Source organism: Bradyrhizobium sp. CCGUVB1N3, from assembly GCF_024199925.1.
Taxonomy (GTDB): Bacteria; Pseudomonadota; Alphaproteobacteria; order Rhizobiales; family Xanthobacteraceae; genus Bradyrhizobium.
In genome coordinates this window covers 5,763,276-5,789,302 of the sequence record NZ_JANADR010000001.1, presented here as the reverse complement: position 1 = coordinate 5,789,302, position 26,027 = coordinate 5,763,276, and the positions used below count along the sequence as shown (strand labels likewise).

Sequence of the window (26,027 nt, the reverse complement as noted above, 5' to 3'; positions counted from 1 at the left end):
CTCCCCAGCGTCGTCCTGGCGAAGGCCAGGACCCATAACCCCAGGGAGAAGTTTGGCGAAGATTGGTCGTTCGGGACTAGCACCGCGCTCTACGGATAGACCTCGCGGTATGGGTCCTGGCCTTCGCCAGGACGACAGTGGAGTCACGTCAGCACCTTCACCCCGCCGAACGACGTCACGCGGCCATGGCGCAGCATGACGATCTGGGTGGCGAGCTGGCGCAGCTCGGCGGCGTCGTGGCTGACATAGACCATGGGGACATTGGCCTCGTCGCGCAGCCGCACCAGGTAGGGCAGGATCTCGAGCTTGCGGCCTTCGTCCAGCGCACCGAGCGGCTCGTCGAGCAGAAGCAGCCGCGGCTTGGACAGCAGCGCGCGCCCAAGCGCGACGCGCTGGCGTTCGCCGCCGGAAAGCTTTCCGGGCCGGCGGTCGAGCAGGGCGCCGATGTCGAGCAGATCGACGACACGCTTCTCCTGCGCAGGATCATGCGCCAGCCGGTTCATGCGCCGGCCATAGTCGAGGTTCTGCGCGACGTTCAGATGGGGAAACAGCCGCGCATCCTGAAACACGTAGCCGATACGCCGGCGGTAGGCCGGCACGTGGATGCCGGCGGCGGTGTCGTCGAGAACATCGCCGTCGATGACGATCGTGCCGCGATCGGGCCGCAAGAGGCCCGCGATCATGTTCACGAGCGTGGTCTTGCCGGAACCCGATGCGCCAAACAGGCCGGTGACGCGGCCCTCGCTCGCGAAGGAGGCGTGAAGCGAGAACTCACCGAGCTGTTTCTCGACGTCGACGCGCAGCATGGTCAGTTCCCGTGCAGCCGCGCGGTCGCCCGCCGCGCGAACCATTCGGCCGCGATCAGCGCGCCGAGCGCGAGCACAATCGAGATGATCACGAGCCGGCCCGCCGCGGCGTCGCCGTCCGGCGTCTGGATCAGCGAATAGATGGCTGACGAGATCGTCTGCGTCTCGCCGGGAATGTTGGAGACGAAGGTGATGGTCGCGCCGAACTCACCGATCGCCTTGGCAAAGCCGAGCACCATGCCGGCAAGGACACCAGGCAAGGCAAGAGGCAGCGTCACCGTGAAGAAGACTTTCCAGGGCGCGGCGCCGAGCGTCTCGGCGGCCTGCTCGAGCCGGCGATCGATCGCCTCGATCGACAGTCTCATCGGGCGCACCAGCAGCGGAAACGACATGATACCGCAGGCGAGCGCGGCGCCGGTCCAGCGGAATGCGAAGACGATGCCGAGATAGTCGGCCAAAAAGCCGCCGACGAGGCCGCGCCGGCCGAACGTCAGCAAGAGCAGATAGCCGGTGACGACCGGCGGCAGCACCAAAGGCAGATGCACCAGCGCGTCGAGCAGCGATTTGCCCCAGAAGTCGCGCCGCGCGAGCAGCCATGCCAGCGCGATGCCGAACGGCGTCGCCACCAGCGTCGCGATGACCGCGACCCGCAAGGAAAGCAGGATCGCGGTCCACTCGGCCGATGTGATCGCGGACATCAAGTCGCAAGCATCAAGTTATGGGGCTGATCAGGAACTTGAATCCGTACTTCTCGAGGATCGTCTTGGCCGTCGTCGAGCGGAGGAAGGCGAGATAGTCAGAGGTCTCGCCCTTCGCGGTCGTGGTCGCGGCGACCGGATAGATGATCGCGGGATGCGAATCGGCCGGGAAGGTGCCGACGATCTTGACGCCCGGCTCGACCTTGGCGTCGGTCGAATAGACGATGCCGAGCGCGGCCTCACCACGCGCCACCAGCGTCAGCGCGGCGCGCACGCTCTCGGCCATCGCGAATTTCGGCTCGGCGGCCTGCCAGGCCCCGAGCTTCTCCAGCGCCGCCTTGGCATATTTGCCGACCGGCACCGACTTCACGTCTCCGGTCGCGATCTTGCCGTCACCGGCGAGCTTTGCGAGGTCGAAACCCTGGGCGATCGTGACGTCGTCGATTTTCGAATCCTTCGGCGCGATCAGCACGATGCTGTTGCCGAGCAGGTTGACGCGGGTGGGCTCGTTGATGGTCTTTTTGGAAATTGCGTAGTCCATCCAGTCGGTGTCGGCGGAGACGAACACGTCGGCCGGCGCGCCCTGCTCGATCTGCTTGGCCAGCACCGAGCTCGCGGCATAGCTCACCGAAAACTTGACGCCGGTCTTGGCGGTGTAGGCGGCGTCGATCTCGTCGAGCGCGTTCTTCATCGAGGCGGCGGCGAAGACGGTGATGGTCTTGTCCTCGGCGACCGCAGGCGACAGGGCCGCGCCAAGCAGGATCACAAAGGCGGTGAAAAGTCCGGCAATACGAAACATGGGAAGCGCTCCGTGCGAGCTTGCGCGCGAAACCGCACGCGCAAATCTGGCGTTGGGTGGATTGGGCTGCGACGGACGGAAGCGCTGTTCCGCTAATCCCCGCAACGGCTTACGGCCGGCAGGGATATCGCACAGCAAACATAGCAGGCTGGGGCTTACGGTAAAGGCGACCGTTTGTCTAACGGACGACGCCTATTCCGCGGGCAGGATCGCTATCGAGACCGAATTCTCCTTCGCGCCGCTGACCTGGAGCAGGAAGGGCTTGGCCGAAAGCTCGTACTTCATGGTCTTGCGGATGCCGTCACAATCGGTCGCGCCGCTGAAGGCCACGGGCTTGAGGAAATGCCCGTCCTGGACCACGTCGACCCAGGCGCCTGCCGACAGGCTGATCGTATAGATGCCGGCCCTGGGGGCGGTCTTAAAGCTGGCAAAGCCGGCAAAGGTGCCGTCCTTTGGCGCGCGCTCCGGCGGGGAGGGCAGCCTGGCATCTGCGGGCGCGACCAGCGCCAGCGTGATGGCCGATGACGGCACGGCCGCCTCGCTGCCCGAGGCGAGCCTGGCGCGGTCCGGCGCGGTGAGCGCGGCGCGGTCCCGCTCGATCGGCCATTTGAACTTGTCGCAGCCGCTCGGCTCCTCGGCAGCCACAGCGGAGGTCGCACTGAGCGAGAGCGCGGCGAGGAAGGTGAGGATGCGCATGTCGGGTCTCATCGTTGGCCGCGCGAAAGACGCGGGGCGCGTGCAGTCAGGCGTGTTGCTGAAGAACGGGACGCGCATCCCGACATGCCGCCTGCTTACGGCACAGCGGCAAGCCGATCCTAGCGCATTCGAGTGGTGCGAGCCAGCTATCCAGTTCGTCATCCCTGGACAAGACAAACTGGCACGACCTCTCCTCACGTCGTCCTGGACAAGCGAGCGGAGCGAGCGCTGATCCAGGACCCATGACCACAGGACGTGGTTTGGCGAAGACTGGCGGTTGCCAGTTTGCGCCACGACTCCTTCCTGGGGTAATGGGTCCTGGCTTTCGCCAGGACGACGTAGTGTGAGGCGGCAGCGTGCGGCTCGCCGTTACGGCTTGGCGTCCGGCGTGTGCAGCACGGCTTTGCAGGCGGCGGGCATTTGCGCCAGCGTCATCGGCGGCTTCGGCTTGGGCGGCTCCGGCGGCGGTTTCGGATGCAGCACGCCATCGCTGAACCAGTAGTCGAGATCGGATGGCTTGCAGCCTTCGTCCTCGGATTGCGACGGCTGGCCCTGGCATTCGCTTGCGCCCGGAGGACAGTGCATGCGGATGTGGAAGTGATAGTCGTGGCCCCACCACGGCCGGATTTTCGACAGCCAGGAGCGGTCGCCCTTGGCCTCGCGGCACAGTGCCTTCTTGATCGCGGGATTGACGAAGATGCGCTGCACCGCCGGCTCCTGTGCCGCGTCGCGCAGCACCAGCACGTGGCCAGGGGTGAACACCTTTGGATCGATGTCGAGCCGGTCCTCGCGCACCATCATCACGGCGGACGTCTCCTCGCGCTCCTCGCGCGAGAGGCGATGGTCCGGCATCGGCGTCAGCCAGATGTCGGCATCGAGACCGATCTGGTGGCTGGCATGGCCTGACAGCGCAGGTCCGCCGCGCGGCTGGCCGATGTCGCCGACCAGGATGCCCGGCCAGCCGGCATCCTTGTGCGCCTTGGCCGCAAGGCGCTTGATCAGCGCGATCATGTCGGGGTGGCCCCAGTTGCGATTGCGCGACAGCCGCATCACCTGCCAGTTGTCGCCGTTGAGCGGCATCTGCGCCGCGCCGCCGATGCAGCCCTTGACGTAGGAGCCGATGACATGCGCCGGCCCCGTGGAAGGCAGCAGCTTTCGCGCGAACAGCTCCTTCGCGGCGATCTTGGGGTCGTTGGGATTGGCGAGCGGCGGCAGCGGTTTTGGGTTAACGCTGCCCTTGTCCTGGGCCAGCGCGCCGCCGGCGGTCAGGAGGACAAGCAGAAGCAGGAGGGGGGTGAGGCGGCAGGGACTCATGCTGCGCCTCTTATACCTCAATGCGACCTCGGGGTTAAGAATTAGGACCGCCGCCGCACTGTTCGCGCTGGTCCGGCGCGAGGGACCGCGCAACACCACGATCCATATTTGCAGCCAGCGCCAGTTGAATGTGAACCGGAACAACAAATACCGATACAAATTCCGGATATCAACGTTCGCTCAAGGACATCGCATGAGGCCCACGGATTGGAAATTCTGCAGCGCGCTTTTTGCCGCCATGATGCTCTTGAGCCTTTCAGCCGCTGCCGGGGAGCAGTGTGACAGTCCGCAAGACCCCGAGGCTGCGATCGTTGACTGCACGCAGAGCATCAATTCGGGGCAATGGAAGGGCTCCCATCTCGCGGCTTTCTACACCAATCGAGCTGCGGCCTATCACGCCAAGGGCGAGCTCGACCGTGCCATGGCCGATCTGAATGAGGCGATCCGGCTCGATCCCAAATTGGCCATGGCCTTCCAGAATCGAGGTAGCGCCTACCACGACAAGGGCGACAACGACCGCGCCATCGCCGACTACAGTGAGGCAATCCGACTCGATCCCAAGCACGGCAACGCTTTCGTCGGTCGAGGTATCGCCTTCAACGACAGGGGCGACAACGACCGCGCTATCGTCGACTTCAACGAGGCGATCCGGCTTGATCCCAAATCCGCGATGGCCTTCGTCAATCGAGGTAACGCCTTCAACGACAAGGGCGACCACGACCGCGCCATCGCCGATTTCAACGAGGCGATCCGTCTCGATCCCAAACGCGCCAAGGCCTTCGTCAATCGAGGTAACGCCTACAGCGACAAGGGCGACAATGATCGCGCCATCGCTGACTATAGTGAGGCGATCCGGCTCGATCCAAAACTCGCCAGGGCCTTCCAAAATCGAGGTAGCGCCTATCACGACAAGGGTGACAACGACCGTGCCATCGTCGACTACGGCGAGGCAATCCGGCTCGATCCCAAGCACGTCAAGGCCTTCCTCGGTCGAGGCAGGGCCTTCCGCGACAAGGGCGACCACGACCGCGCCATCGCCGACTACAGCGAGGCGATCCGACTCGATCCCAAGAAAATCAGCGCCTTCGTCGGTCGAGGCCTCGCGTATCGCGCCAAGGGCGACAGCGACCGTGCCATCGCCGACTTCAGTGAGGCGATCCGGCTCGATCCCAAAGAGGCCAACATCTTCGTCATTCGAGGCATCGCTTATCACGCCAAGGGCGACGACGGCCGCGCTATGGCCGACTACAATGAGGCGATCCGGCTCGATCCGGGATCCTACATGGCCTACGTTCTCCGGGGGCGTTCATATTTCCTTGCCGGTTCAGCCGAAAAGGCGCTGTCCGATTTCAGCCGGGCAAGTGCGAATGCACCGGAAAATGCCTATTCGGCGTTGTGGCTCGATATCGCCAGTCGGCGGAACAATCTCCCGAGCCGTCTGGCGCAAGCCAGCTCCAAGGTCGACATGACCGTCTGGCCGGCGCCCGTCATCAGATTGTTCATGGACCAGATGACGCCTGCTGCCGTCCTTGCTGCCATAGACGATCCGGACGCCGCCAAGAAGAAGGACAAGGTGTGCGAGGTCCATTTCTACAGTGGGGAGCTTGCGCTGACGAAGGGGTTGAAGGATGAGGCAACTCGCCTTTTCCGTCAGGTCGTAAGCGATTGCCCGCAGGATTTCGACGAGCGGGATGCCGCCATTGCTGAACTGAAGGCGCTTGGCGCAGCCCCGTGAGCAGGTTTCGCTACGCATCCCGCCCCAAAGCGAATGACCGGATCAATGGAGTTAGTACATGAAGGGCAGGACATCTTGCATCAGGACATCCTGGATCGGCCTGCTGGTTGCCTTGAGTATCGGCGTCTGCAGTGGGGCGGCAGCCGCGCCGCCGACGGCTCCGCCTGCGGGTTACAAGATCGAAGAGAAATACACCAAGACATCGCCGGACGGCGCGACAACGATCGAGCAATACCTGAACCAGGAGACGGACGAGTGGAAATGGCAGTTCTGGGCGCGCCGGCAGGGGACATTCACGCTGCTTGATCCGCAACAGGCCGAGTATCCCGCCGATTTTCTCTTCACCAACGATGTGAAATGGATCGTTCGCTTGCAAAAGACCGGCTCGGGCGAGTCGACGCTCTATCTGTACCGCCTCACGCCGAATGGTTACGTATCCGCGAGCAGGAAGCCGCTCGGCGATCTGGCGTGGGACTATTTGAAGACTCGGCCCGACTGGCGAAGGATCAAGAAGGCGCCGGAGTATCACATGTCGGCGAATCTGGTGAGGGGTCTTGAAGAGAACTACCGATGGCTCGGCGCCGATTGGCCGGCGAACCGCTATATCCTGATCAGCCTGTCGGGGGATGCCGACGTCAAGGGCCGCAAGCCCATGCAGACCGGCGTGGTGCGCGGCTGGAGCTGCAGATATGATCTGCAGACCAGCAAGTTCGATGCGCCGGCACTTTTGTCCGACCACAATGCGAAAGCTGTTGTGCCCAAGTCGCCAGGCGCTGATTAGGATTCTACCCGAAAGACTCAGCCACGACCGCGGCCCTTTATCGAGCGGCAGTCACCAAACACGCCGATGTCTCTTTGTGATCCAACGGCGAAGTACGGGTGGGAGCGTGAAACGTCGCCTCATCGGGTTAGACCGGAAGTCATTGGCCGTTCTCCCAAATGGCGCTTTTGACCCGTTGCGGACATCCTTGATTTAGATCAACCCGGAAAGCTGCGGCTCCGTGTCGGCTTCAGGCGCATCACAGGAAAGAGGATCGCGTCATGAGCAATGACCAGATTTCGAAAAACCTTGAGAGCATCGAGTCGACCAACGGAGGACTGAAACGCCGCGATCTGCTGTTGAGCGGCAGTTCTCTTGTCGCGGCTTCGGCGCTTTCGGCCGTTGGACTGACAACCGTCGCGCAGGCGCAGCAACAACCAACCGGGCCAGCACCCGCACCGGCCGGCCAGCGGCCGAACATCGTCTTTATCATGGGTGACGACATCGGCTGGTTCAATATCGGCGCCTACCACCAGGGCATCATGGCAAGCCGGACGCCAAACCTCGACAAGCTCGCCGCGGAAGGTATGCGCTTCACCGACTACTACGCCGAGGCGAGCTGCACCGCGGGTCGCGCCAACTTCATCACCGGCGAACTGCCGATCCGCACGGGCCTTACCACAGTCGGCCAGGCTGGCTCCCCGATCGGCATGCCGGCGCAAGCGCCGACTATTGCGACCGCGCTGAAATCCATGGGGTACGCCACTGGACAGTTCGGCAAGAACCACCTCGGTGACCTCAACGAGTTCCTGCCGACCGTGCACGGCTTCGATGAGTTCTTTGGCTACCTCTATCACCTCGACGCGATGGAGGACCCCGCGCACCGCAATTACCCGCAATCGCTGCTGGCCACGGTCGGTCCTCGCAACATGGTTCATTCATGGGCGACCAACGTCGACGATCCGTCGGTGCAAGCGCGCTGGGGCAAGATCGGCAAGCAGCGGATCGAGGACGCCGGGCCGCTTTATCCGAAGCGGATGGAAACGGTCGACGACGAGATTCTGCAAACCACTTTCGCCTTCATCGACAAGGCGAAGCAGGACAACAAGCCGTTCTTCGTCTGGCTCAACCCCACGCGCATGCACGTCGTCACCCATCTTTCGGAAAAATACGAGAACATGCGCAACTCGGAAAACGGCTGGTCGGTTTCCGAGGGCGGGTTCGCCCAGCTCGACGACATCGTCGGCGCCGTGATGAAGAAGCTCAAGGACGAGGGCTTCGACAACAACACGATCGTCGCGTTCACAACCGACAACGGCGCCGAGAACTTCACCTGGCCTGACGGCGGCCAGACGCCGTTCGCGGGCGGCAAGGGAACCGCCCTGGAAGGCGGCTTCCGTGTGCCCTGCATGATCCGCTGGCCGGGCAAGGTGCCGGCGGGAAAGGTCGAAAACGGCATCATGTCCGGACTCGACTGGTTCCCGACCTTCGTCGCCGCCGCCGGCAATCCGAATATCGCCGACGAATTGAAGAAGGGAAAGCAGCTCGGCGACAAGACCTATAAGGTCTACCTCGACGGGTACAACCAGACGGACCTGATTACCGGAAAAGGCCCGTCTGCCCGCCACTCGATCTTCTATTTCACGGAGGGCACACTGAGCGCGGTGCGCATCGACGACTTCAAGTATCGCTTCACCGATCAGCCCGGTGGCTGGTTGGGTGGCACGGTCAAGGTTGATTGGCCGATCCTCACCAATCTCCGCCTTGATCCCTTCGAACGCACAAACTTGCCGAACGGCGATAAGGGGTCGTTGGCATTCTATAACTGGTTCGCTTACGAGTTCTGGCGATTCCAGTTCGTGCAGCAGGAGGTGGGCAAGCTCGCCCAAACTGCGATCGAGTTTCCGCCGATGCAGAAGGGTGCGAGCTTCAACCTGGAAGCCGTCAAGGAGCAGATCGAGAAGGCCATTCAGTCGCACGCTGGCAAGTAGAATATGCGGTGAGCGGGCGCCCCAAGCCCGGGGCGCCCGTCTGACAAGCATCATGTAGCAACTAGGCGACGACCAAAGCTCGCATTTCCGCTGATGGCCCTTTGCGAAAGTTTGCGCGGCGCAGAGACATGTCCGCAGTTGGGGGTAGACCGGAAGTCTCGGGCTGAGTGTCAAACCGGCGCGATTGACCCTGGCTGTGTGAAAACGCTGGGCTGCTGTTATGATTCTCCTGTGATTCTTTGGGGGAATCGATGAGGCGCTTCGTTGAAGAGGCGGATCGTGGGCAGCGGACGCTGCTGCCTGAATGCCTCGATGATTTCATTGACGAGAACAACCCTGTTCGCGCGATCGACGAGTTTGTCGATGCGCTTGATCTGGCCGAGATGTGCTTCGGTGGAGTTACGCCGGCGGCGACTGGCCGGCCGTCGTATCACCCCTCGGTGCTCCTTAAGCTTTACATCTACGGCTATCTGAACCGGGTGCAGTCAAGCCGGCGGCTGGAACGAGAGGCCGGACGCAACATCGAGGTGATGTGGCTGCTGGGTCGGCTTGCTCCCGATCACAAGACGATCGCGGACTTCCGCAAGGACAACAGCCTGGGGCTGGGTAAGGTCTGCGCGCGCTTTGTCGAGCTCTGCCGCGGGATGGGTCTTCTCACGACGGCGAGCGTCGCCATCGATGGGAGCAAGTTCAAGGCCGTGAACAACCGGGACAGGAACTTCACGCGCGCGAAGGTGGAGCGGCGGCGTGCTCAGTTGGAGGAGAGCGTCGCGCGCTATCTGAGCCAACTTGACACCGCCGACCGACAGGAGCCGAGCGAGGCGCTGGCGGCGAAGGTGACGAGGCTTACCGAGAAGCTGACGAAGCTGAAGGGGGAGATGGGCAAGCTTGCTGCCTACGAGAAGCAGATGCTTGCTTCGCCGGATCAGCAAATCTCCCTGACCGATCCGGATAGCCGTTCGATGGCAACCAGTGGCCGCGGCTCCGGCGTTGTCGGCTACAATGTCCAAGTCGCCGTCGATACCGACCATCACCTGATCATCGCGCATGAGGTGACGAACAGTGGCTCAGATCGGGCACAACTTGCCAATATGGCCAGGCAGGCGAAGGCTGTTCTGAAGACTGAGACGCTCGAGGCCGTTGCCGATCGCGGCTACTTCAGCAGCCCGGAGATCCTCGCCTGCCACGAGGCCGGCATCACGGTAACTCTGCCCAAGCCGATGACTTCGGGCGCCAAGTCGGACGGACGCTTCGGTAAGCAGGACTTTGTCTATTTGCCGGAGGAAGACGCCTATCGTTGTCCGGCCGGGGAGCGATTGCCGTATCGCTATACAAACGAAGAAGCCGACAAGATGCTGCGGCGCTACTGGACCAACGCCTGTAAGAATTGTTCGATCAAGCCCCAGTGCACGCCCGGGTCAGAGCGACGGATCACGCGATGGGAGCACGAGGATCTGCTCGACGCCGTGCAGCAGCGGCTCGATGCGAACCCGCTCGCTATGCGCCTTCGTCGCGAGACTGTCGAGCATCCGTTCGGCACGATGAAGGCACGCATGGGAGCGACGCACTTCCTGACCAAAACTCTCCCAAAGGTAGCCGCCGAGATGGCCCTCTCGGTTCTGGCCTATAATCTGACCAGAGCGATGAATATCCTCGGGATCAGGCCGCTGATCGCCGCGATCGCGGCCTGAGGCCGGCCCAGTTTTGGCTTCAAGACTGACGGCCCTGCAAGGCCGTTTTTACACGGCCAAGACCCTAAGCCGACATACCATTCCAAAGAGTCGAGCCTGTAAAAAGCGAGCGGTGCTTATCGTTCCTTTCACAGGAGACCGCGCGAACATACGACCACGGGAGTGGCTAAGAGCCGCTCCCTCGAGTGCGATAGCTGCGATTTATGGAGTTCGCGGAGACGGGGTAGGCGAATGGGGGACCAAACCGCCGCCTCCTGCGCTTACGTCGTCCAGCTGCTCGTCCCGCAGCGCGCCATGCTCGATATTCTTGTCGCCGGCCTGCTGCGGCTCCGAGTTCTCACGCGGCTGCTTTTGAGTATCTTGACTATTGCCCATATCGCAATTCCTCGTTCAAATATCAGGATTATCGACCCGACCAAAAACATTGTGAGAGATATCCTCGGTCTGTTTCTAGACTATTTCAAGAGGTCGGAAAAGGGTTTCGTGACCACGGTTCGCGTCTCTTCGGATTACCAAACGGTGCCCTGTAGTTTGGCCGCTTTCACCGCGACGAATTTCCGCTCATGGCCCTTTTCAGACCTAGGGAGATGTCGGAGTTGAGTCCGCAAGATGGACCAAATCGGACATTGACCAAGGTCGCTGTTGCACCGGCGATTTCGTAAGTAACACGTGCCCCAGCGTGTTGTTACCTCCCAAAGACGTAGACCTCGGCGCTGACGGCGGCCGTTCTTAACACTGCAATAACCCTATGTGGGATTGATCAAAATTCGTGCGGTGACGCCAGGGATAGCCCCGCCCTGTATGCAAACGGACACGTATTCGGAATCGATTCATAGGAAGCGCGCGTTTTTGCGCCACCCCTTCCTCCGCTGGCGACCGCCGCATCGGTCTACCGCGACGCTCGAGGCTCAGCCGCCTCGCAAGCGAGCACGAAAGTACAATTCGCGCGGTCGCGTCAGTGGCGCGGTCGCCGGTCGCCGCGCCCAAGATTACTTTTTTTTCAGACACTTGTCGGACAACTTGCGACTGCTGAGCGCGAGTGGGACGGGTGAAGTTGAGTTTGGGGTCTCGAAAAGCAAGAAAGCGAAAGCGGACGGCGCTCACCTGGACGGCCGGGCGGTCGCGCAAGCCTGCGTCGAAGCGCGCTGGGCCTCACGATGCGCCCGTCGAGATCGATGCGCTCGTGCAGAGCCGAGCGGAGGCCGAAGCTGCGATCGCGGATGCGCGCAAATCGCACGAGCGGCTGCGCCAGGCGATCGACATCCTGCCGCAAGGTATCGTGTTTCTCGACCCCGAGGGACGCTACGTCCTCTGGAACAAGAAATATGCCGAGATCTACAGCAAGACCGCCGATCTGTTCGCGGAAGGCGCGCGGCTGGAGGATACGCTGCGCATCGGCGTTGCGCGCGGCGACTATCCGGAAGCCGCCGGCCATGAGGACGAATGGATCGCCGAGCGGCTGCAAAAGCTCTATCAGCCGGGCGCGCGTCACGAGCAGAAGCTGGCCGACGGGCGCGTCGTCCTGATCGAGGAACGCCTCACCGATGACGGCGGTGTCGTCGGCCTGCGTGTCGACATCACTGAGCTGAAGCAGCGCGAGGCCTCGTTCCGGCTGCTGTTCGACGGCAACCCCGTGCCGATGATCGTCTGCGCGCTGGACGACGAGCGCATCCTTGGCGTCAACGACGCCGCGGTCGCGCATTACGGCTATGGCCGCGCCGAATTCGAGAAGCTGACGATCCGTTCACTCCAGGCCTTCGACAGCGAGCCGCCCTGGACCTCCAACCGGAGCAGCGAGGAGCAGGCCGCGCGCACCTGGAAGCATGTGAAGGCCGACGGCGCGCTGATTGATCTTGCGATCTATTCGCGCGAACTGACCTACGCCGATCGGCCGGCGGTGCTGCTGGCGCTGATGGACATCACCGAACGCAAGCGCGCCGAGGCGCGGCTCGCCTTCATGGCCCAGCACGACGGCCTGACCGGCTTGCCGAACCGCAATCTGCTGCGCCAGCAGATGGACGAGATGCTGCTGCATACGCGCCGCAGCGCCGAGAAGGTCGCCGTGCTGATGCTGGGGCTCGACAATTTCAAGGCGGTCAACGACACGCTCGGGCACGCGGTCGGCGACAAGCTGCTGCGCGGCGTCGCCAAGCGCCTGCGCTCCACCCTGCGTGACGAAGACGCGCTGGCGCGGCTCAATTCGGACGAGTTCGTCATCGTCCAGAGCGGCCTGACCCGGCCGGAAGATGCGGTGGGGCTGGCAAAACGCCTGCTGGAAGCCATCGCCGATCCCTATCTGCTCGACGGCCATTCCGTGGTGATCGGCGCCTCCATCGGCATCGCCATGGCGCCCGGCGACGGCGATGAGTCCGAGAAGCTGCTCAAGAGCGCCGACATGGCGCTGTCGCGCGCCAAGCTAGATGCGCGCGGCACGTTCGCGTTCTTCGAGGCTGCGCTGCATGCGAAGGCACAGAGCCGCCGCAAGATCGAGGTCGAGCTGCGCGACGCGATCCAGAACGACGTGCTGCGGCCGTTCTATCAGCCGCTGATCGACCTTTCGAGCGGACGGATCACCGGCTTCGAGGCGCTGGTGCGCTGGCCGCATGCCGAGCGCGGCATGGTCTCGCCGGCCGAGTTCATTCCGGTCGCCGAGGACACCGGGTTGATCAACCCGCTCGGCGGGTTGATGCTGCGCCGGGCCTGCATGGATGCAGCGACCTGGCCGGACGACGTCCGCGTCGCCGTCAACCTGTCGCCGCTGCAATTCCGCAGCGGCAATCTGCTCTCGATGGTCACCGAGGCGCTGAAGCATTCCGGCCTGCCGCCGCTTCGGCTCGAGCTCGAGATCACCGAGACGCTGCTGCTCGAGAAGAGCGCCCAGGTGCTGGCGACGCTGCATGCCCTGCGTGCGCTCGGCGTGCGGATCTCCATGGACGATTTCGGCACCGGCTATTCGAGCCTCAGCTATCTGCGCAGCTTCCCCTTCGACAAGATCAAGATCGACCAGTCGTTCGTGCGCGATCTCGGCGCCAACCGCGAATCGCAGGCGATCATCCGCTCGATCGTCAGCCTCGGCAAAGGCCTCGGCGTCACCATCACCGCCGAGGGTGTCGAGACCGAGGACGAGCTGAGCTGCCTGCGCGCCGAAGGCTGCCACGAGGGCCAGGGCTTCCTGTTCTCCAGGGCCCGCCCCAATGCCGAGATCGTCAGCCTGTTGAAGGCGCAGCGCGGGGCGGATAGGCCGGGCGACGCGGACGCCGCGCTGGTGGCGTGATTGAACCTGTGGTCGTCGTCCGGCGTCTGATCATTGGATCAGCATCGGAACGGACCCATGAGCCTCAATGACCAAGCCCCAACGGACGGGCCGCGTTATGCCCGCTTCTCGCGGCGGCTGAAGGCTATCCTGCTGGACTGGATGCTGGCGATGGCCCTGCTGTTCGGGGCCGTGGCATTGGCGAGCAACGTGCGGAGCGATATGCTGGCCCGCATGCTCGGTATCGCCGTCGTGGTGATCCTGGTGCTTTATGAGCCGGTGCTGGTCTCGCGGTTAGGCGGCACGCTCGGGCATTATTGGACCAATTTGCGCGTCGTCGATGATGGCGGCGGTAATCTGAGCTTCGGAAAGGCGCTCGCGCGCTTCGCCATCAAGAGCCTCCTGAGCTGGTACTCGTTCCTGACCATGATGGCGACCCGTCGCAACCAGGCGGTGCACGATCTCCTCACCAATTCCACGGTCCGGATCTGCGATCTCTCCAAGGCCAGCTCCTCGCAGTTCATCACCGAGCGACGCGAGCTCGAGGACGCCGCGATGCCGTCGCGCATCCGCCGCGCTCTGGTGACGGTGGTCTATCTCGCGTTCGGCGGTTTTCTCTATGTGATGGCGCTTGGCGCCGTGCTCGAGCAGGGTCTGCTGTCGAGTGCCTGCCTCGACCGCGACTTCTGCTCTGGCGGCGAGCGCATCGTCACCATCGCTGCCGCCACGGTGCTGCTCGTGGCGCTTGCCCTCGTCATCGGTATGGGCTGGAGCGGCCGGCTGCCCGGCGCACGCAGGGCGTAGAAGGACCGGGGCGCAATCTCAGCCGACCGACAGGATGGTCCTGCCGACATCCTCATAATGCGTGTCGCGCGCCTGGATCTGCTGGGCGATCGCGTGCATGTCACGAAAGCGCCGCTCGAACGGATTGTTGCGAAACACCGCGGTGGCGCCGGCCATGTGATAGGCGGTATCGACCACCTTCGCTGACTGTTGGATAGTCCATGTCGATGCCAGCCTTACGGCCGAGCGATGCGGCTCCTTGAATTCGCCTGACGCGGTCAGCTCGCGCCACATCGCGCCCGCCGTCGCATAGAGATAGGCGCGCGCCGCGCGCAGGTCGGCTTCGGTGCGGCCGATCAGGCCTTGCACGGCCGCATTGTCGCGCATCGCATTGGCGGCGAGCGACTGGTGCTTGCCGCGCGCCAGCGCGATCGCCGCATCGAGTGTCGCCCGCGCAACGCCGAGCGAAACGGCCGCAAACCCGAGACTGAACGCCGAGCCGGTGCCGAGTCTGTAGAGCGGTCCGGTTTCGCGCAACGCAGACGGCACGTCGCGGAACGCCGTGAAACGCTCGGGGATGAAGAGATCGCTGACCTCATAGGAATCGGTGCCGGTGCCGGCGAGCCCGATCGCGTGCCAGACATCGTGCAGCACGGCGCTTGCGACCGGAAACAGGATGGTGCGCACCTCCGGCGATCCGTCGGCATTCTTGCGCGGCGCGCCGTCAGCACCGTTGATGCGGACATGCGCCCCGAGCCAGCTCGCCTGCCGCGAGCCCGAGGCAAAATCCCAGCGCGCTGTGACGCGATAGCCGCCCTCGACCGCGTGCGCCTCATGCGCGATCGCGCCCCAGGCGAGGATGCCGGGCGGCGTGTTGAAGATCTCCTGCGACGTGTCGTGGTCGAGCGAGGCTGCGATCATGGCGCAGACGCTGCACTGGCCGAGGCACCATGCGGTGGACGCGTCCGCCTTTGCCACTTCCTCCAGCATCTGCATGAAGGCTTCGGGCGCGGCCTCGGCGCCGCCAAGGCTCTGCGGCAGCAGGGCGCGGTAAAGTCCGTTCTCGACCAGTGCGGAAACGACCGGCGCGGTCAGTCTCCGCGCGCGCTCGATTGCATCCGCTTCGCGCGCAATCAACGGCGCAAGTGCCTGTGCCCGTTCAACGAGGCCGACCCCGGGAGTGACGTTCATTCGCGGTTCCTCGCCCATTCTGGCGTGAGCGGTGAGAAATGCGATCGTGGTCCATCCGGCGCGGCGGATCAAGGTGATGATCCGGAATTGCGGAAATGCGCCTGAGGTGGTGCCAGTTCACCGATTAACCCGTTGGTCGCGGCCACGGCAGCATTGAAACCGCCGACATTGAACGCGTTCATCAGAAAAAATGCGGCTATGCCGCGGGTCGGTGCGATCGCAAGATAGGCGAAGTTGCCCTGCAAACCGCCGCTTTTCTGCAGGATGAGCGGCCGATTGCCGGCCGGCATGTTGATGACCCAGCCTAGGCCCATGGCATCCATTGGCCCGGCATCATCCAGGCCGAAGACCGACGCAAGCCCATCGCGGTAGAGATAAGCGGCGTGATCAAGCAGTCGCAGCTCACGGTCGGTCGTCGCGAAGCGGTCGAGATGCCACTTCATCCAACGCGCCATGTCGTTCGCGGTTGTGTGCAGTCCGCCGGCGCATTCGATGCTGGTCGGCGTGTGCACGGCCGGCATGGGCGATCTGTCGAAATCGTGCCCCTGCATGAGGCGCGATTCATCTCCCGGCCGAGGGTTGAAGACCGTGTCCTTCATGCCGAGCGGATCAAGCACGCGCTCTTTCAGGAGGTCGGCATAAGGCTTGCCGCCGGCATTCGCCATCGCCGCGCCGAGCAGGTCGAAGCCGTAATTCGAATAGAGGGCGGCGGTACCCGGCGCAAACAGCAACGGATCGGTCTTGAGGTTTGCGATCTGCGCTTGCTTGGTGTTGGTGCCGAAGGGGTCGTTCGTCGGCCCCTCGGCGCGCGGGACTTCGCGTGGCAAACCGGACGCCTGCGTCACGAGATCGATGAGCCGGATTGGATGGCCGGCCTTTTCGGGCAGCGTGACGTCGTAGCCCAGTCGGTCCTGGAGACGATCGGTAAGACGCACCCCACCGTCGAGCACCATACTGGCGAGGACTTCGCCGCAAAACACTTTGCTGACCGAGCCGATGCGAAACATCGTGTCGGCATCAGGCTCCTTTCCTCCCTTGTCGTTGATGCTGCCGAACCCGGCGAAAGCCGTCTCGCCGTTGCGCACCGCAAGCAGGATGAAGCCGGGCACCCGGCTGGCGAGATACGTCAACGTGCCCGTGAAGTTCACCGCCTCGGTGAGGAGCTTGTCTGCTGCGGCCGCGGCATCGCAGAAAATGATCTGCGCTGCGATGATCGTGGCGATGAGTGCAAATCCCGTCGGTTTTCGCAGGTTGTTGAGCATCATCTTCATCCCTTCGAGGACCCAGATTTCTTACGCCCTACGGCTCGATTTAACACCAAGGCAGCAGACACCCGTCCTGCTCGCCAAAATGAGTACTACTTTAGAGTGTCGGCGGAATGCTCGGTTGCGGCAAACTGCCCTCTTCACGGCTTCCGCCGAAAAACTGATTGTACAGCTCAGTTGGGGAAAAGTGGCATTGGCTGCTTTTGAAACCTGCGATTTTGTTTTGGTTGGAGGAGATTAATGCCACTCGCGTTGATTGAAGCCGCGCATTCCGGGTTAGAACTCGAGTTGTCGCCGATTGAGCCATCCTGGATCATTGAAGGCAAGCCGGAGGCTCGCTCTCGCCTGCTGTCGACGAGCGCATGCAACACTGCCAAGACCCTGATCTGGTCCTGCACTGGAGGCAAGTTCGACTGGTACTACGACCTCGACGAGACCATCATAATCCTCGAAGGCTCGATCGTGCTTGAGAGCGAGGGCATGCCGTCGAAGCGCTATGGCGTTGGCGACGTGATTTATTTTCGAAGGGGGGCGCGCGCCAGATGGCACGTTGAGGGCTATGTGAGGAAGCTCGCCTTCCTCCGCCTGAACAATCCGTTCCCGTTCGGCATCGCCATCCGCGCCGTCAACAGGCTCAAGTTCTTGATCGCGCGGAGCAGCCCGGTCATGGCGGCGGCTGGCATCATCGTTCCGGAGTAAGATCCCGCGTCGGGTATTAGCTCGCCCCGGACCTCCGGCGAGGTCCGCTCTTGCGCCGCCGCCAAGCATGGCAGGCGTCAAACGTACTCTTATCGGCCTGTTCCGATTGAGTCACGAGGAGACGCTAGCTGGCAGGCGCCTTGCGGCCGATCAGGCCGAACACGATCATCACGATGCTGATGCCGGCGACGGCGCCGGAGACCTCTCCAACCGTCCGCATCAGGACGACAGGATTGTTGGACCAGGGCGTCATGTCCCGCATGTTCAGAAAGAACAGGACGGCAAGAGCCAGGAGCACGACGCCCACGGCAATCAATCGCCAGTTTCGTTTCCGCATGACAGACTCTCCCCTGTGCCGCCCACAGACGCGGCAATTGCTCAGCAGAGGAATAGTGTCGTCGATTTCCGTTCGGGTTCGATCGGCCCACGAAAAATGGTGTGCCCATCTGCCCAATTTCAGCGCGGCAATGAAATCGCCGGTCAGTCGCAACGCGCCTATGCCGCCGGTTGCCTGATCCGGCAGCAAGGCTGTCCTATAATACCCAGAGCTCAGGCGATACTTCTGTCCTCTATCATCCGGCGTTTGACGGTTTCGCAAGTCTTGCGAACATCCTCCGTAAACAGTGCACACTCTTCGATGCGCTTGAAAATCCTCTTGGCTTCCTCGCGATATGAGGCGGCGGTATCTCGCATGAAGGCAATCGTAGTGTGCACCTCGGCGGTCATCGCCTCGCATTTTTTCGCCGCGCTGATCAACTCGGTCCCCATGGCTTCGATCTCCTTGGCTGCAGCCTCATAGTCGCGCACAACGGCCTCGGCAGTGAGCTGGCCAACGCGCGAAACCCCCTCTCGATGCTCGACGTAGTCAGGCAATGGCTCGGATAGAGCCGGGGGCGCAGCCCAGCCGGGCGACGCGGGCAAAGCCGCTGTGACATCTGCTTCAAGTTTGGCCAGATCTACGGCCTTATTTCTAGGAAATCTTTCGATGTTCGCCATGGATCAATTCTCCCTACTGGACTCTACCCACTCAAGAAATGGAGCCAATGCGCGCGAGAGTCCGGACAATAGTCGCAGGCCCCGCTATTCCGCGGGATCGCCTCGGAATGGCAAGCTGATTGAGAATCCTGATTCGTGGCGAAAGATTCGCGAAACTACGGCGACGGTCCATCGTGACGACGTCCTCGGACGTCCACTTCAGGCCAAGCTGGCCTGCCCGCTACCGCCGCGCCGTATCGACACATTTCCACGTGACCCCGTGCTTGCAGTGCCGGACCAGGCCGTCACAAGGGCGAGCGTAAGCACTGAGGTTTGACGGCACGGTTGAATCTCCGCAGGCCATCTGCCATTCAAATCCTCCTTGATGAATGGAGTGGACGTTGAGAACCGCTGCGGCTGCCAGGCTCACCGCGATGGGAATGTTGGACCATGGCATTTTAGGTAGCCGCAATATCTTTGATGTCGACGGTCGTAAGGTCGCCCGGCTTGGCGACCGTTTGAATGATAGCTTCTAGCGTGGCGCCAAATGACCCAACACAAACCGTCGCGCCGACTGCATCCATCGTCGGCGTGGCCGCACCGGTTCCAAAAAGGGCGATAAAAATGCGGGCGTCGGCATTCTTCCTGTTGAGCCTGCGAATGACGTCTTGAACCTTGGCGGTGGACGGTTGGCCGACGTAGCAAAGGCACGCAAGCGAGGTTTCCGTCATGTCGAGCGAAAAGAACTTCGCCGTTGATAGCGCGTCCGCCTCTTCCGCCATCGCCTCGATACCATGGTGCCGCAGCAAATAGGACAACACCAGCGCCGTCGCTTCGTCGAGCTTTCCGGATCCTGGAATGCAGAGCGCCGAACGCGGCGATCTGCCTTCTTCCTCGATCAATTTACGTTGCGCCCTGGCTTGCTCAATTGCGATCGCGGCACCGGGGTTCGAGCTCATGTCCAGGGCCCGGGAGTCCAAATCGTCGTGAGCTTCCAGATCGGCCACCAGCTCGTCGACGGTTGAAGCAATGCGATTTAGTCGCTCTTCGTCGAGATGGCCCAATCGGCGGTCGGCTTCCGCGAGCTTCAATCCCTCAAGCAGGATGGTGTCGCAGTATTCCTCAAGCGACGCCCCTTTGAGGAACTCATGCGCTTGTTCCGCGGCTTCAAGAGGATCCCCCGCCAGCATTCGTTGATAAACGAGCTGAGGCGGGCTCAGAGGAGGTCGGTCGCCCAGCATGATTTCGAGGAACTTGAGCCGCTCGACATGCCGTCCCGCGACAACGAGACATACCGTCAGAGGCGTCGCCATGACCAGTCCGACGGGACCCCAGAGCCACGTCCAGAATGACGCAGACAGGATGATTGCGACGGGAGACAGACCGGAGCTATGGCCATAGATCAACGGTTCGAGCACCTGTCCGGCGAGCAGTTCCAGAACCACGAACAACAGAGCTGTCAGCACCAACATTTGCCAGCCCGAACCAACGGCAGCGGCGAGAATGAGTGGAAATATGGCCGAGATCAGCGCCCCGATATACGGAACGAATCGCAGGATCATCGCCAGCAGACCCCACAGCGGGGCGGAGGGCACGCCGATCAATTCGAGACCTAAGCCGATTGCCAGTCCGAACGCTGCGTTGAAGATGATCTGGGTCAGGAAGAGTTTGCTCAGGCGCTTGCCGGCGTCATCAAGGGCTGCCGTCGTGCGCTGAATATCGCTCGAGCCGGCAAGACGGACGAGGCGATTCCTCAGATCCTCCCGTTGCAACAGGATGAAAGTCACAAAAATCACGACGATTCCCGTCGTGGTGAGCGGCGAAAGCAGAGGCTCGATAATTTTGGCGAGCGTCGTCAGAGCGCCAGGGTCGGGCTGCTTGACCTCAACGGGTATCGGAAGCGTTCTATCCGGTGATTGTCTCGCGAGCCCGTTGTCCGACCGGCCAGTCGCTGCATCACCACGTTGCAGCTCTGTCCCCAGCTCCTTGAGAACGGTGGAGGCCTGTTCCAACGTTCCAGAACTCCCCATCAACCCGCGGAGGCTCTCGATCTTGTCACTCAGCGTTTGCTGATATCCGGGGAGCTTGGCGGCAAGGCGCGTTGCCTGCGATACCATAAGCCCGCCCAAGCTGAAGATGATCGCAAATCCGAAGAAGACGACGATGAGTACGGAAGCCGTGCGCGGAACTCGCCATGAATACAGACGTATGACGAAGGGCGCGAGAACGAAGCTCAAGAGAACGGCCAGTGCGACCGGAACGAAAACTTCCCGGCCAAAATACAGCGCAGCAATAATCAGTGCTGCGACGGCCATGTTTGTCAGCGCGCTGCCCCGCCGCTGCGCCAGCCTTACTTGCTCGGGCTTCTCCTGCAACTGCGTGGCCCTCGCTCTGAGCCGAACCGATAGTCGCTGCGACTTCGATGAAACCCCTCAGTTCACAGCGCCAAACACAAACTAGCCAAATATAAACTAAGAGTTCGCGCCAAGCTTGGTGCCGTTCAGTTGGATTGGGGTCCTGCAACGCGAGCGGACGATTGCCGGTCGCGTGCTACTCCTCGGTGGCGCATAATTCTACGCCTCTTTTCCACCTCAGGTAAGAACAAAGTAAGAGGATCTTCGCGTTGGTCCCCGCTCCTAAAAGGTCCCCCACAGACCCGGCGACGCCTGCGTATAGCGCGTGTAGGTGTGATAAAGCGTATTTGGATCTCTCAACAGCGACTGCAGGTGCTTGAGAAACGCGTTCGCGTTTCCCAACGCGCCAGAATCGCTGCCGGTCAACGTGGTTTTCGGACCGATGGGCATCGGACCTTGAGTAGCGTTCTGATATTGTGCGGATCGCTGAATTTCGTGCTGCACTTCAGAAAAGGTCCTGAAGATTTCGTCCACCGCGTGCGACATCTGCTGTCCCACGATGGCATAGCAACGGTCGGCATCCTTTCCGCGGAGCCAGAGATGGAAGTTGGCAGCGCTGGCACTGTGTGAATGAACCTGGGTCCGGCGCATCATCAGTGCGGCCCAATCTTCGGCCGCGGCGTGCCCAGAACTGCAATTGCTCCAACTACCAGGAGCCAGAGTGGAACGACCCCCACGCCTGGAATGGCCTCCAAGGCCAGCCCCGGCAAAAGCAGCCACTGCCAACCCAGCACCATGAACAGCAGGACGGCGGTTAGAATATCCAGCGCCCATCCAATCGGCGGTACCAACGTCGCGAAGGCGCCGATGAGATCGGAAATGCCTGCAACGACGAAGGCAAGCGCGAGTTGCGTTTTTGAGAACCTGGAAAGCCTGGAAAGCTTAGACGATGCTGCGTCTGCATTGACCGGCTGATTGCCTGGTTCCGATGGAGCAGGCATTTGAACCTCCTGCGGGAAGCCGAAGATAAACGTCAGGAGACCTCGACTTACTCTGTACGACGACCCCTCGAACACCGCATCTCTGGTGCGAGACTCTGGTGGACGATGACTTTGCAATGCTCGCAGCTTTCAATCGTAAACTGTCAGTCATGTAGACCTGCTGATATAGATCAACAAATCCGCGCATGAAGTGTGAATAGGCAGTCGCAGTCCAGGAATACGAGAGCGTTCGTAAATGGGCGCTTCTCGCGGTAGGGCGCGCATGCTTCGTGACGGGAGCGTGTGTGAACGGTCGCTGTTCACCACGCCACGGTGCTGCAAGCTGGCCCGACCACCCCTAAGGCAAATGAGGAGCTTGCACCATGGCTACACAATCTGCGCGCAAAGACAGTCGGATTGCGGGCTACGACCATGACGATCCCGGTCTTAGAACTGGAGATGGGGGACTTACAATCTGGGATCTTCAGAAGATGGCCCAGGAAAAGCGGCTCAACGAGCTGAACGACCTGTTCGATAACGGCTTGACCATGAATGCCTTACCCGTGGGCGTTTGCGCAGGCACGGTCGCCCGCGTGTTCGACCTGAATGCCACCCCCCTTCCTGAGTGGCTGGATTGGTTCGCTGAGAAGAATTGGCGTGGAAAAATCTACTTCTCATCGAATGATAAGACAGTTTCCGAAGGGAGAAACCGGGTGAGATCCTCCGTGGTGAACCCGCTCTCTCCATTCATCCCCATGTGCAAATTCAAAACCATGCTTGTGGACAGCCATCCTCTTGCGCCAAGGGCAAAATCGAACATTGTGATTCTAGACTATTCTGATCCGCTAACCGAACCGTACATGCTGGAACGTCTTGTCAAACAGATTCCCCTGATTGACTTGATGGTGGCCGTGAAAGGTAAATACGGCCCCATGTTTATTGGGAAGACCTGGTTGGGAAGGTACGATGAAAAGGGAGGATTTACGGCTTCAAACCCTGACAAGCTTTCCAACTGGTACTTTCTCGACTTCAACGAGGGCGCTCTCAAGGAGCAACGCGAGAGTCATTCGGATGGTTCAAAGGAAGAGATGTTAGATCCTCTTCCCCACGTTAGTAACTGAACCAAGCGCTTCTGGCATTGCGCTCCAGATGTGAAACGGCGCGGAGTTGCCGCGCCGAGTTTTTCGCATTTCGAACCGAGCGATATCGGCGTGGAGGCTCGGCAATACGCCTGGATTGACCTCAATTGGTCGACCGTAACCAGCGCAACGGATAGACGGCTACGATGATCGGTGCGCACATTGAACTTATTCTGATCGTCACCGGCGCCGTCACAGCGATCACGCTGCTTCAGTTTATAGCCCCCGCTCAAGTCCTTCGCATCATTTTCGGTAAGGCGCCTACCGAGGAGGTCAGCTTGGCCGTAGCGCGTCATTGGGGTCTGCTCGTTTTTTTGGTCGGGGCGCTGCTCATCTATGCAGCATTTCATGCATCGGTTCGAGGCCCCGTGATGGTTGTCGCCGTGATCGAGAAAGCGGCCCTAGGCCTGGGTGTATTCGGCACATCCTTGCGCACGCATTCGGTCGCGGCAGCGATCGCTGCGGGCGATTCGATCATTGCGCTCGTCTATGTGCTCTATCTCGCGGGTTTTTAGACCCCGATGCGAAGGGTAACGCTTGGTTCAGCAACTACGGAAGCAAGGCCATTGCCGTGTTCGACAAACTTGGCAGGCCGTTGACGCCGCAGGGCATCTCGTTCGGCGGACGACTAGGGCCAATTCAGGAATCGTCGTCACACAAAGCCCAAGACAACGAGATACGCGCGCGGAGAACAGATATGTTCACAATCGACAAAGCGCACATGGTGACCACACTGCTGACGCTCGGCATACTGGGCTACGCATGTGCTCCAGCTTCGGCCGCCGTGCGTATCGAGGGACAAGTCCAGGCGGGCGGTGGTCCGCTCGCAAATTCGACCGTCACCCTTTGGGGCGCAAGTAGCGCTGACCCTAGGCAACTGGCCCAAGCAAGAACAAGCAGTGATGGTCGGTTCGAGTTGGGCAGCCAGGAAACCCTTGGCACGGACGTCATCCTGTACCTGGTCGCCAACGGTGGCGAAGCCGCAGCGAACAAGGGTAGCGGCGACAACCCGGCGGTTGCACTGCTCTCGGTGCTGGGCAATACGCCGCCGTCGACGGTCGTCATCAATGAGTTGACCACGGTGGCCTCGGTGTGGACGCACGCGCAATTCCTCAATGGCGCAGCGATCAAGGGTCATGTACTTGGCCTCAAGATCGCCGCCGGCAACGTGCCGAGCTTCGTTGATCTTCAAACCGGTGGCTGGGGCACCGCCATTCAGGACCCGCTCAACAGTGGCCAGACGCCGACGATGGCCAACTTCGCAACGCTGGCGGACCTGCTGGCGGGTTGCGCCACGCGCGTGAAAGCGGATGCGTGCAACAAGCTTTTCGCAGCGGCCACGCCTCCGACCAGCGGCGCCCCGACCGACACGCTAACGGCGGCGCAATCGATCGCTCGCTTTTCCTGGTACAAGCCCGATCGGCTGTTTGTGCTGCTGGACGAGTTCTATCCAGTTCCCCAAGGCAAGAATCTCCGGCCGGTGCCGTTCATGCCGTATCTTAACTTTGCGCCCAGCGCGTGGGTTCTGCCGCTGAAATTCGATGGCGGCGGCTATCGCGCAGGTGGAAAGGCAATGTTCGACAGCGAGGGCAACCTTTGGGTCGGCGACAACTTCACCATTGGCTGGCAGGGGCAGGATTCGTTTTGGCAGGGCAATGCCACCAAGTTCAATCCGAACGGCAAACCGCTGTCACCGATCACCACCGGGTTTGCCGGGGGCGGCTTGCAGGGCGGCACGTTCGGCGCGGCGGTCGACGCCAAGGACAACGCCTGGCTTTCCAGCTACGGAAGCAAGTCGATTGCGGTGTTCGACAAGAACGGCAAGCCGCTGACACCGCCGGAAGGTATCACCTTCAATGGGCAACTCGGGCTGATGCAGGGCATCATCGCCACGCCGAGCGGCGACGTGTGGGCCCTCGGCGTCTCGAAGCGCCAGCTCCTGCACTTCCCCAAGGGTGACTGGACCAAAGGCCGGATCGTATGCGAAGGCGACAGTGCCGAGCCTTGCAAGTCGTTCCTCGGGCCATTTCACCTCGCCATTGATCGGCAGGATCGGATCTGGGTCTCGAACGCGAGCGATAAGGTGACGCGCTTCCCTGCCGCGGATCCGAGCAAAGCCGAGAATTTCAAGACTGGAATCGTCAACAGCGGTCTCAACATCGACAGCCAGGGCAACGTATGGGTCACCAACCGGTTCGGCCACGGGCTACTGGGCATGGCTCACCTCATCGACATGGCGGCACGCATGAAGGTCGCGGGGATCGAGTCGGCTACGGATTACTTGGTAAGGACCATGTCCGAGCAGAAGGGCAGGGATGGCAGCGTCACCCTGCTGCGGCCGGATGGCGCGCAATATCCCGGTTCGCCGTTCACTGGCGACGGCCTCCCCGGGCCCTGGGCTGTGGTCGTCGATGGCAATGACAACGTCTGGATTTCCAATTTCGCGATGCCCAACAGCCCGATCGCGCACCTGTGCGGCGTACGCACGGAGAACTGCCCGCCGGGCTTCAAGACCGGCGACCAGATCTCGCCGCCCGGCGGCTATGTGGGCGGCGGGCTACAAATGCAGACGGACCTCGCCATCTCACCTTCAGGCGACGTGTGGGTGATGAACAACTGGCAGGACATCGACAGTTGCTACAGAACCGCCGACGAGGCTCTGTCAACCCGCTGTGGCGGCCAAGGCGTGACCGTTTTCTTCGGCATGGCAAAGCCGGTGCGCGCGCCCCAGATCGGGCCGGCGCGCGGCTACGACTGATAAGCCGGCGTCGTCCCCCTGTTTGGAATGTCCGTTGTTGGCCCTGCGCGACATATTGCGCCGCCGCGTGAGCTTGATTGCAAACGGGACAAGTCATGTCTCGCATAGACAGGAAGAACAAGGCGGCGAGAGCCAACAAT

22 protein-coding genes are annotated in these 26,027 nt (G+C 61.7%); 10 read left to right on the top strand and 12 right to left on the bottom strand.

The annotated features are described in order from the left end of the window. Positions 1-143: 143 nt before the first annotated feature. From modC to mepA, 5 genes are all read right to left on the bottom strand, one after another. Positions 144-806 carry a molybdenum ABC transporter ATP-binding protein gene (gene modC / locus NLM33_RS27590; RefSeq protein WP_254100701.1) on the bottom strand — a complete coding sequence of 221 codons (663 nt, stop codon included), beginning with the start codon at positions 804-806 and terminating at the stop codon, positions 144-146. A 2-nt stretch (positions 807-808) separates the two neighbouring features. Further along, positions 809-1,504, bottom strand: a complete 696-nt coding sequence (gene modB, locus NLM33_RS27585) for a molybdate ABC transporter permease subunit (RefSeq protein WP_254100699.1) — start codon at positions 1,502-1,504, stop codon at positions 809-811. Between the two features lie 13 nt (positions 1,505-1,517). Next, on the bottom strand, positions 1,518-2,303 hold the full coding sequence (gene modA, locus NLM33_RS27580) for a molybdate ABC transporter substrate-binding protein (protein ID WP_254100697.1): 786 nt from the start codon (positions 2,301-2,303) through the stop codon (positions 1,518-1,520). A gap of 192 nt (positions 2,304-2,495) precedes the next feature. Further along, positions 2,496-2,999: a hypothetical protein gene (locus NLM33_RS27575; protein ID WP_254100695.1), complete on the bottom strand. Its 504-nt coding sequence runs from the start codon at positions 2,997-2,999 to the stop codon at positions 2,496-2,498. A gap of 369 nt (positions 3,000-3,368) precedes the next feature. After that, positions 3,369-4,313 carry a penicillin-insensitive murein endopeptidase gene (gene mepA / locus NLM33_RS27570; RefSeq protein ID WP_254100692.1) on the bottom strand — a complete coding sequence of 315 codons (945 nt, stop codon included), beginning with the start codon at positions 4,311-4,313 and terminating at the stop codon, positions 3,369-3,371. Positions 4,314-4,506: 193 nt separating this feature from the next. Here mepA and NLM33_RS27565 point away from each other — a divergent pair, with 193 nt between their 5' ends. The 6 genes from NLM33_RS27565 to NLM33_RS27540 all read left to right on the top strand — a co-directional run bounded on the left by NLM33_RS27565 (position 4,507) and on the right by NLM33_RS27540 (position 14,547). After that, positions 4,507-6,048 carry a tetratricopeptide repeat protein gene (locus tag NLM33_RS27565; protein WP_254100690.1) on the top strand — a complete coding sequence of 514 codons (1,542 nt, stop codon included), beginning with the start codon at positions 4,507-4,509 and terminating at the stop codon, positions 6,046-6,048. Between the two features lie 58 nt (positions 6,049-6,106). Continuing rightward, entirely contained in the window at positions 6,107-6,829 is a 723-nt protein-coding gene (locus tag NLM33_RS27560) for a hypothetical protein (protein ID WP_254100688.1), read from the top strand. A gap of 260 nt (positions 6,830-7,089) precedes the next feature. Continuing rightward, a complete protein-coding gene (locus NLM33_RS27555; protein WP_254100686.1) occupies positions 7,090-8,799 on the top strand; it encodes an arylsulfatase in 1,710 nt (569 codons plus the stop codon). A gap of 251 nt (positions 8,800-9,050) precedes the next feature. Beyond that, on the top strand, positions 9,051-10,490 hold the full coding sequence (locus tag NLM33_RS27550) for an IS1182 family transposase (RefSeq protein ID WP_254100684.1): 1,440 nt from the start codon (positions 9,051-9,053) through the stop codon (positions 10,488-10,490). Between the two features lie 1,171 nt (positions 10,491-11,661). Next, the gene (locus tag NLM33_RS27545) at positions 11,662-13,764 is read left to right on the top strand and encodes an EAL domain-containing protein (RefSeq protein WP_371930139.1); all 2,103 of its coding nucleotides are present in this window, start codon (positions 11,662-11,664) and stop codon (positions 13,762-13,764) included. Positions 13,765-13,821: 57 nt separating this feature from the next. After that, the gene (locus NLM33_RS27540; RefSeq protein WP_254100679.1) at positions 13,822-14,547 is read left to right on the top strand and encodes an RDD family protein; all 726 of its coding nucleotides are present in this window, start codon (positions 13,822-13,824) and stop codon (positions 14,545-14,547) included. 18 nt (positions 14,548-14,565) lie between these two features. On the opposite strand, the gene NLM33_RS27535 is transcribed toward NLM33_RS27540, so the two are convergent. Continuing rightward, positions 14,566-15,717 (bottom strand): acyl-CoA dehydrogenase family protein, encoded by a 1,152-nt coding sequence (locus tag NLM33_RS27535; RefSeq protein WP_254100677.1) that lies wholly within the window; start codon positions 15,715-15,717, stop codon positions 14,566-14,568. Positions 15,718-15,785: 68 nt separating this feature from the next. Further along, the gene (gene ampH / locus NLM33_RS27530; RefSeq protein ID WP_254100675.1) at positions 15,786-16,979 is read right to left on the bottom strand and encodes a D-alanyl-D-alanine-carboxypeptidase/endopeptidase AmpH; all 1,194 of its coding nucleotides are present in this window, start codon (positions 16,977-16,979) and stop codon (positions 15,786-15,788) included. A 243-nt stretch (positions 16,980-17,222) separates the two neighbouring features. On the opposite strand from ampH, the gene NLM33_RS27525 reads away from it, so the two are divergent. Further along, complete coding sequence (locus tag NLM33_RS27525; protein WP_254100673.1) at positions 17,223-17,681, top strand: cupin domain-containing protein; 459 nt, start codon at positions 17,223-17,225, stop codon at positions 17,679-17,681. A 124-nt stretch (positions 17,682-17,805) separates the two neighbouring features. On the opposite strand, the gene NLM33_RS27520 is transcribed toward NLM33_RS27525, so the two are convergent. The 5 genes from NLM33_RS27520 to NLM33_RS27500 form a co-directional block, all read right to left on the bottom strand. Next, the gene (locus NLM33_RS27520; protein ID WP_254100671.1) at positions 17,806-18,018 is read right to left on the bottom strand and encodes a hypothetical protein; all 213 of its coding nucleotides are present in this window, start codon (positions 18,016-18,018) and stop codon (positions 17,806-17,808) included. A 212-nt stretch (positions 18,019-18,230) separates the two neighbouring features. Next, positions 18,231-18,677, bottom strand: a complete 447-nt coding sequence (locus tag NLM33_RS27515; protein ID WP_254100669.1) for a hypothetical protein — start codon at positions 18,675-18,677, stop codon at positions 18,231-18,233. A 437-nt stretch (positions 18,678-19,114) separates the two neighbouring features. Next, positions 19,115-21,031, bottom strand: coding sequence for an AI-2E family transporter (locus NLM33_RS27510; protein WP_254100667.1), 1,917 nt, complete (start codon positions 21,029-21,031; stop codon positions 19,115-19,117). Positions 21,032-21,292: 261 nt separating this feature from the next. Continuing rightward, positions 21,293-21,664 (bottom strand): hypothetical protein, encoded by a 372-nt coding sequence (locus tag NLM33_RS27505; protein ID WP_254100665.1) that lies wholly within the window; start codon positions 21,662-21,664, stop codon positions 21,293-21,295. Continuing rightward, entirely contained in the window at positions 21,664-22,011 is a 348-nt protein-coding gene (locus NLM33_RS27500; protein ID WP_254100663.1) for a hypothetical protein, read from the bottom strand. The genes NLM33_RS27505 and NLM33_RS27500 overlap by 1 nt, the downstream gene beginning before the upstream one ends. Positions 22,012-22,373: 362 nt before the next feature. Between NLM33_RS27500 and NLM33_RS27495 the strand changes: the two genes are divergently transcribed. From NLM33_RS27495 to NLM33_RS27485, 3 genes are all read left to right on the top strand, one after another. Continuing rightward, entirely contained in the window at positions 22,374-23,111 is a 738-nt protein-coding gene (locus NLM33_RS27495) for a hypothetical protein (protein ID WP_254100660.1), read from the top strand. Positions 23,112-23,275: 164 nt separating this feature from the next. Next, positions 23,276-23,644, top strand: coding sequence for a hypothetical protein (locus NLM33_RS27490; protein ID WP_254100657.1), 369 nt, complete (start codon positions 23,276-23,278; stop codon positions 23,642-23,644). Positions 23,645-23,826: 182 nt separating this feature from the next. Continuing rightward, entirely contained in the window at positions 23,827-25,887 is a 2,061-nt protein-coding gene (locus NLM33_RS27485) for a hypothetical protein (protein ID WP_254100654.1), read from the top strand. The last annotated feature ends 140 nt before the right edge of the window (positions 25,888-26,027 follow it).

Coding starts and splice junctions, on each gene's coding strand:
- NLM33_RS27525 (WP_254100673.1), top strand. CDS start 17,223: ATGCCACTCGCGTTGATTGAAGCCGCGCATTCCGGGTTAGAACTCGAG.
- ampH (WP_254100675.1), bottom strand. CDS start 16,979: ATGCTCAACAACCTGCGAAAACCGACGGGATTTGCACTCATCGCCACG.
- modA (WP_254100697.1), bottom strand. CDS start 2,303: ATGTTTCGTATTGCCGGACTTTTCACCGCCTTTGTGATCCTGCTTGGC.
- NLM33_RS27500 (WP_254100663.1), bottom strand. CDS start 22,011: ATGCCTGCTCCATCGGAACCAGGCAATCAGCCGGTCAATGCAGACGCA.
- mepA (WP_254100692.1), bottom strand. CDS start 4,313: ATGAGTCCCTGCCGCCTCACCCCCCTCCTGCTTCTGCTTGTCCTCCTG.
- NLM33_RS27575 (WP_254100695.1), bottom strand. CDS start 2,999: ATGCGCATCCTCACCTTCCTCGCCGCGCTCTCGCTCAGTGCGACCTCC.
- NLM33_RS27505 (WP_254100665.1), bottom strand. CDS start 21,664: ATGATGCGCCGGACCCAGGTTCATTCACACAGTGCCAGCGCTGCCAAC.
- NLM33_RS27520 (WP_254100671.1), bottom strand. CDS start 18,018: ATGCGGAAACGAAACTGGCGATTGATTGCCGTGGGCGTCGTGCTCCTG.
- NLM33_RS27490 (WP_254100657.1), top strand. CDS start 23,276: ATGATCGGTGCGCACATTGAACTTATTCTGATCGTCACCGGCGCCGTC.
- NLM33_RS27535 (WP_254100677.1), bottom strand. CDS start 15,717: ATGAACGTCACTCCCGGGGTCGGCCTCGTTGAACGGGCACAGGCACTT.
- NLM33_RS27540 (WP_254100679.1), top strand. CDS start 13,822: ATGAGCCTCAATGACCAAGCCCCAACGGACGGGCCGCGTTATGCCCGC.
- NLM33_RS27515 (WP_254100669.1), bottom strand. CDS start 18,677: ATGGCGAACATCGAAAGATTTCCTAGAAATAAGGCCGTAGATCTGGCC.
- modC (WP_254100701.1), bottom strand. CDS start 806: ATGCTGCGCGTCGACGTCGAGAAACAGCTCGGTGAGTTCTCGCTTCAC.
- NLM33_RS27495 (WP_254100660.1), top strand. CDS start 22,374: ATGGCTACACAATCTGCGCGCAAAGACAGTCGGATTGCGGGCTACGAC.
- NLM33_RS27560 (WP_254100688.1), top strand. CDS start 6,107: ATGAAGGGCAGGACATCTTGCATCAGGACATCCTGGATCGGCCTGCTG.
- NLM33_RS27555 (WP_254100686.1), top strand. CDS start 7,090: ATGAGCAATGACCAGATTTCGAAAAACCTTGAGAGCATCGAGTCGACC.
- NLM33_RS27485 (WP_254100654.1), top strand. CDS start 23,827: ATGTTCACAATCGACAAAGCGCACATGGTGACCACACTGCTGACGCTC.
- modB (WP_254100699.1), bottom strand. CDS start 1,504: ATGTCCGCGATCACATCGGCCGAGTGGACCGCGATCCTGCTTTCCTTG.
- NLM33_RS27565 (WP_254100690.1), top strand. CDS start 4,507: ATGAGGCCCACGGATTGGAAATTCTGCAGCGCGCTTTTTGCCGCCATG.
- NLM33_RS27550 (WP_254100684.1), top strand. CDS start 9,051: ATGAGGCGCTTCGTTGAAGAGGCGGATCGTGGGCAGCGGACGCTGCTG.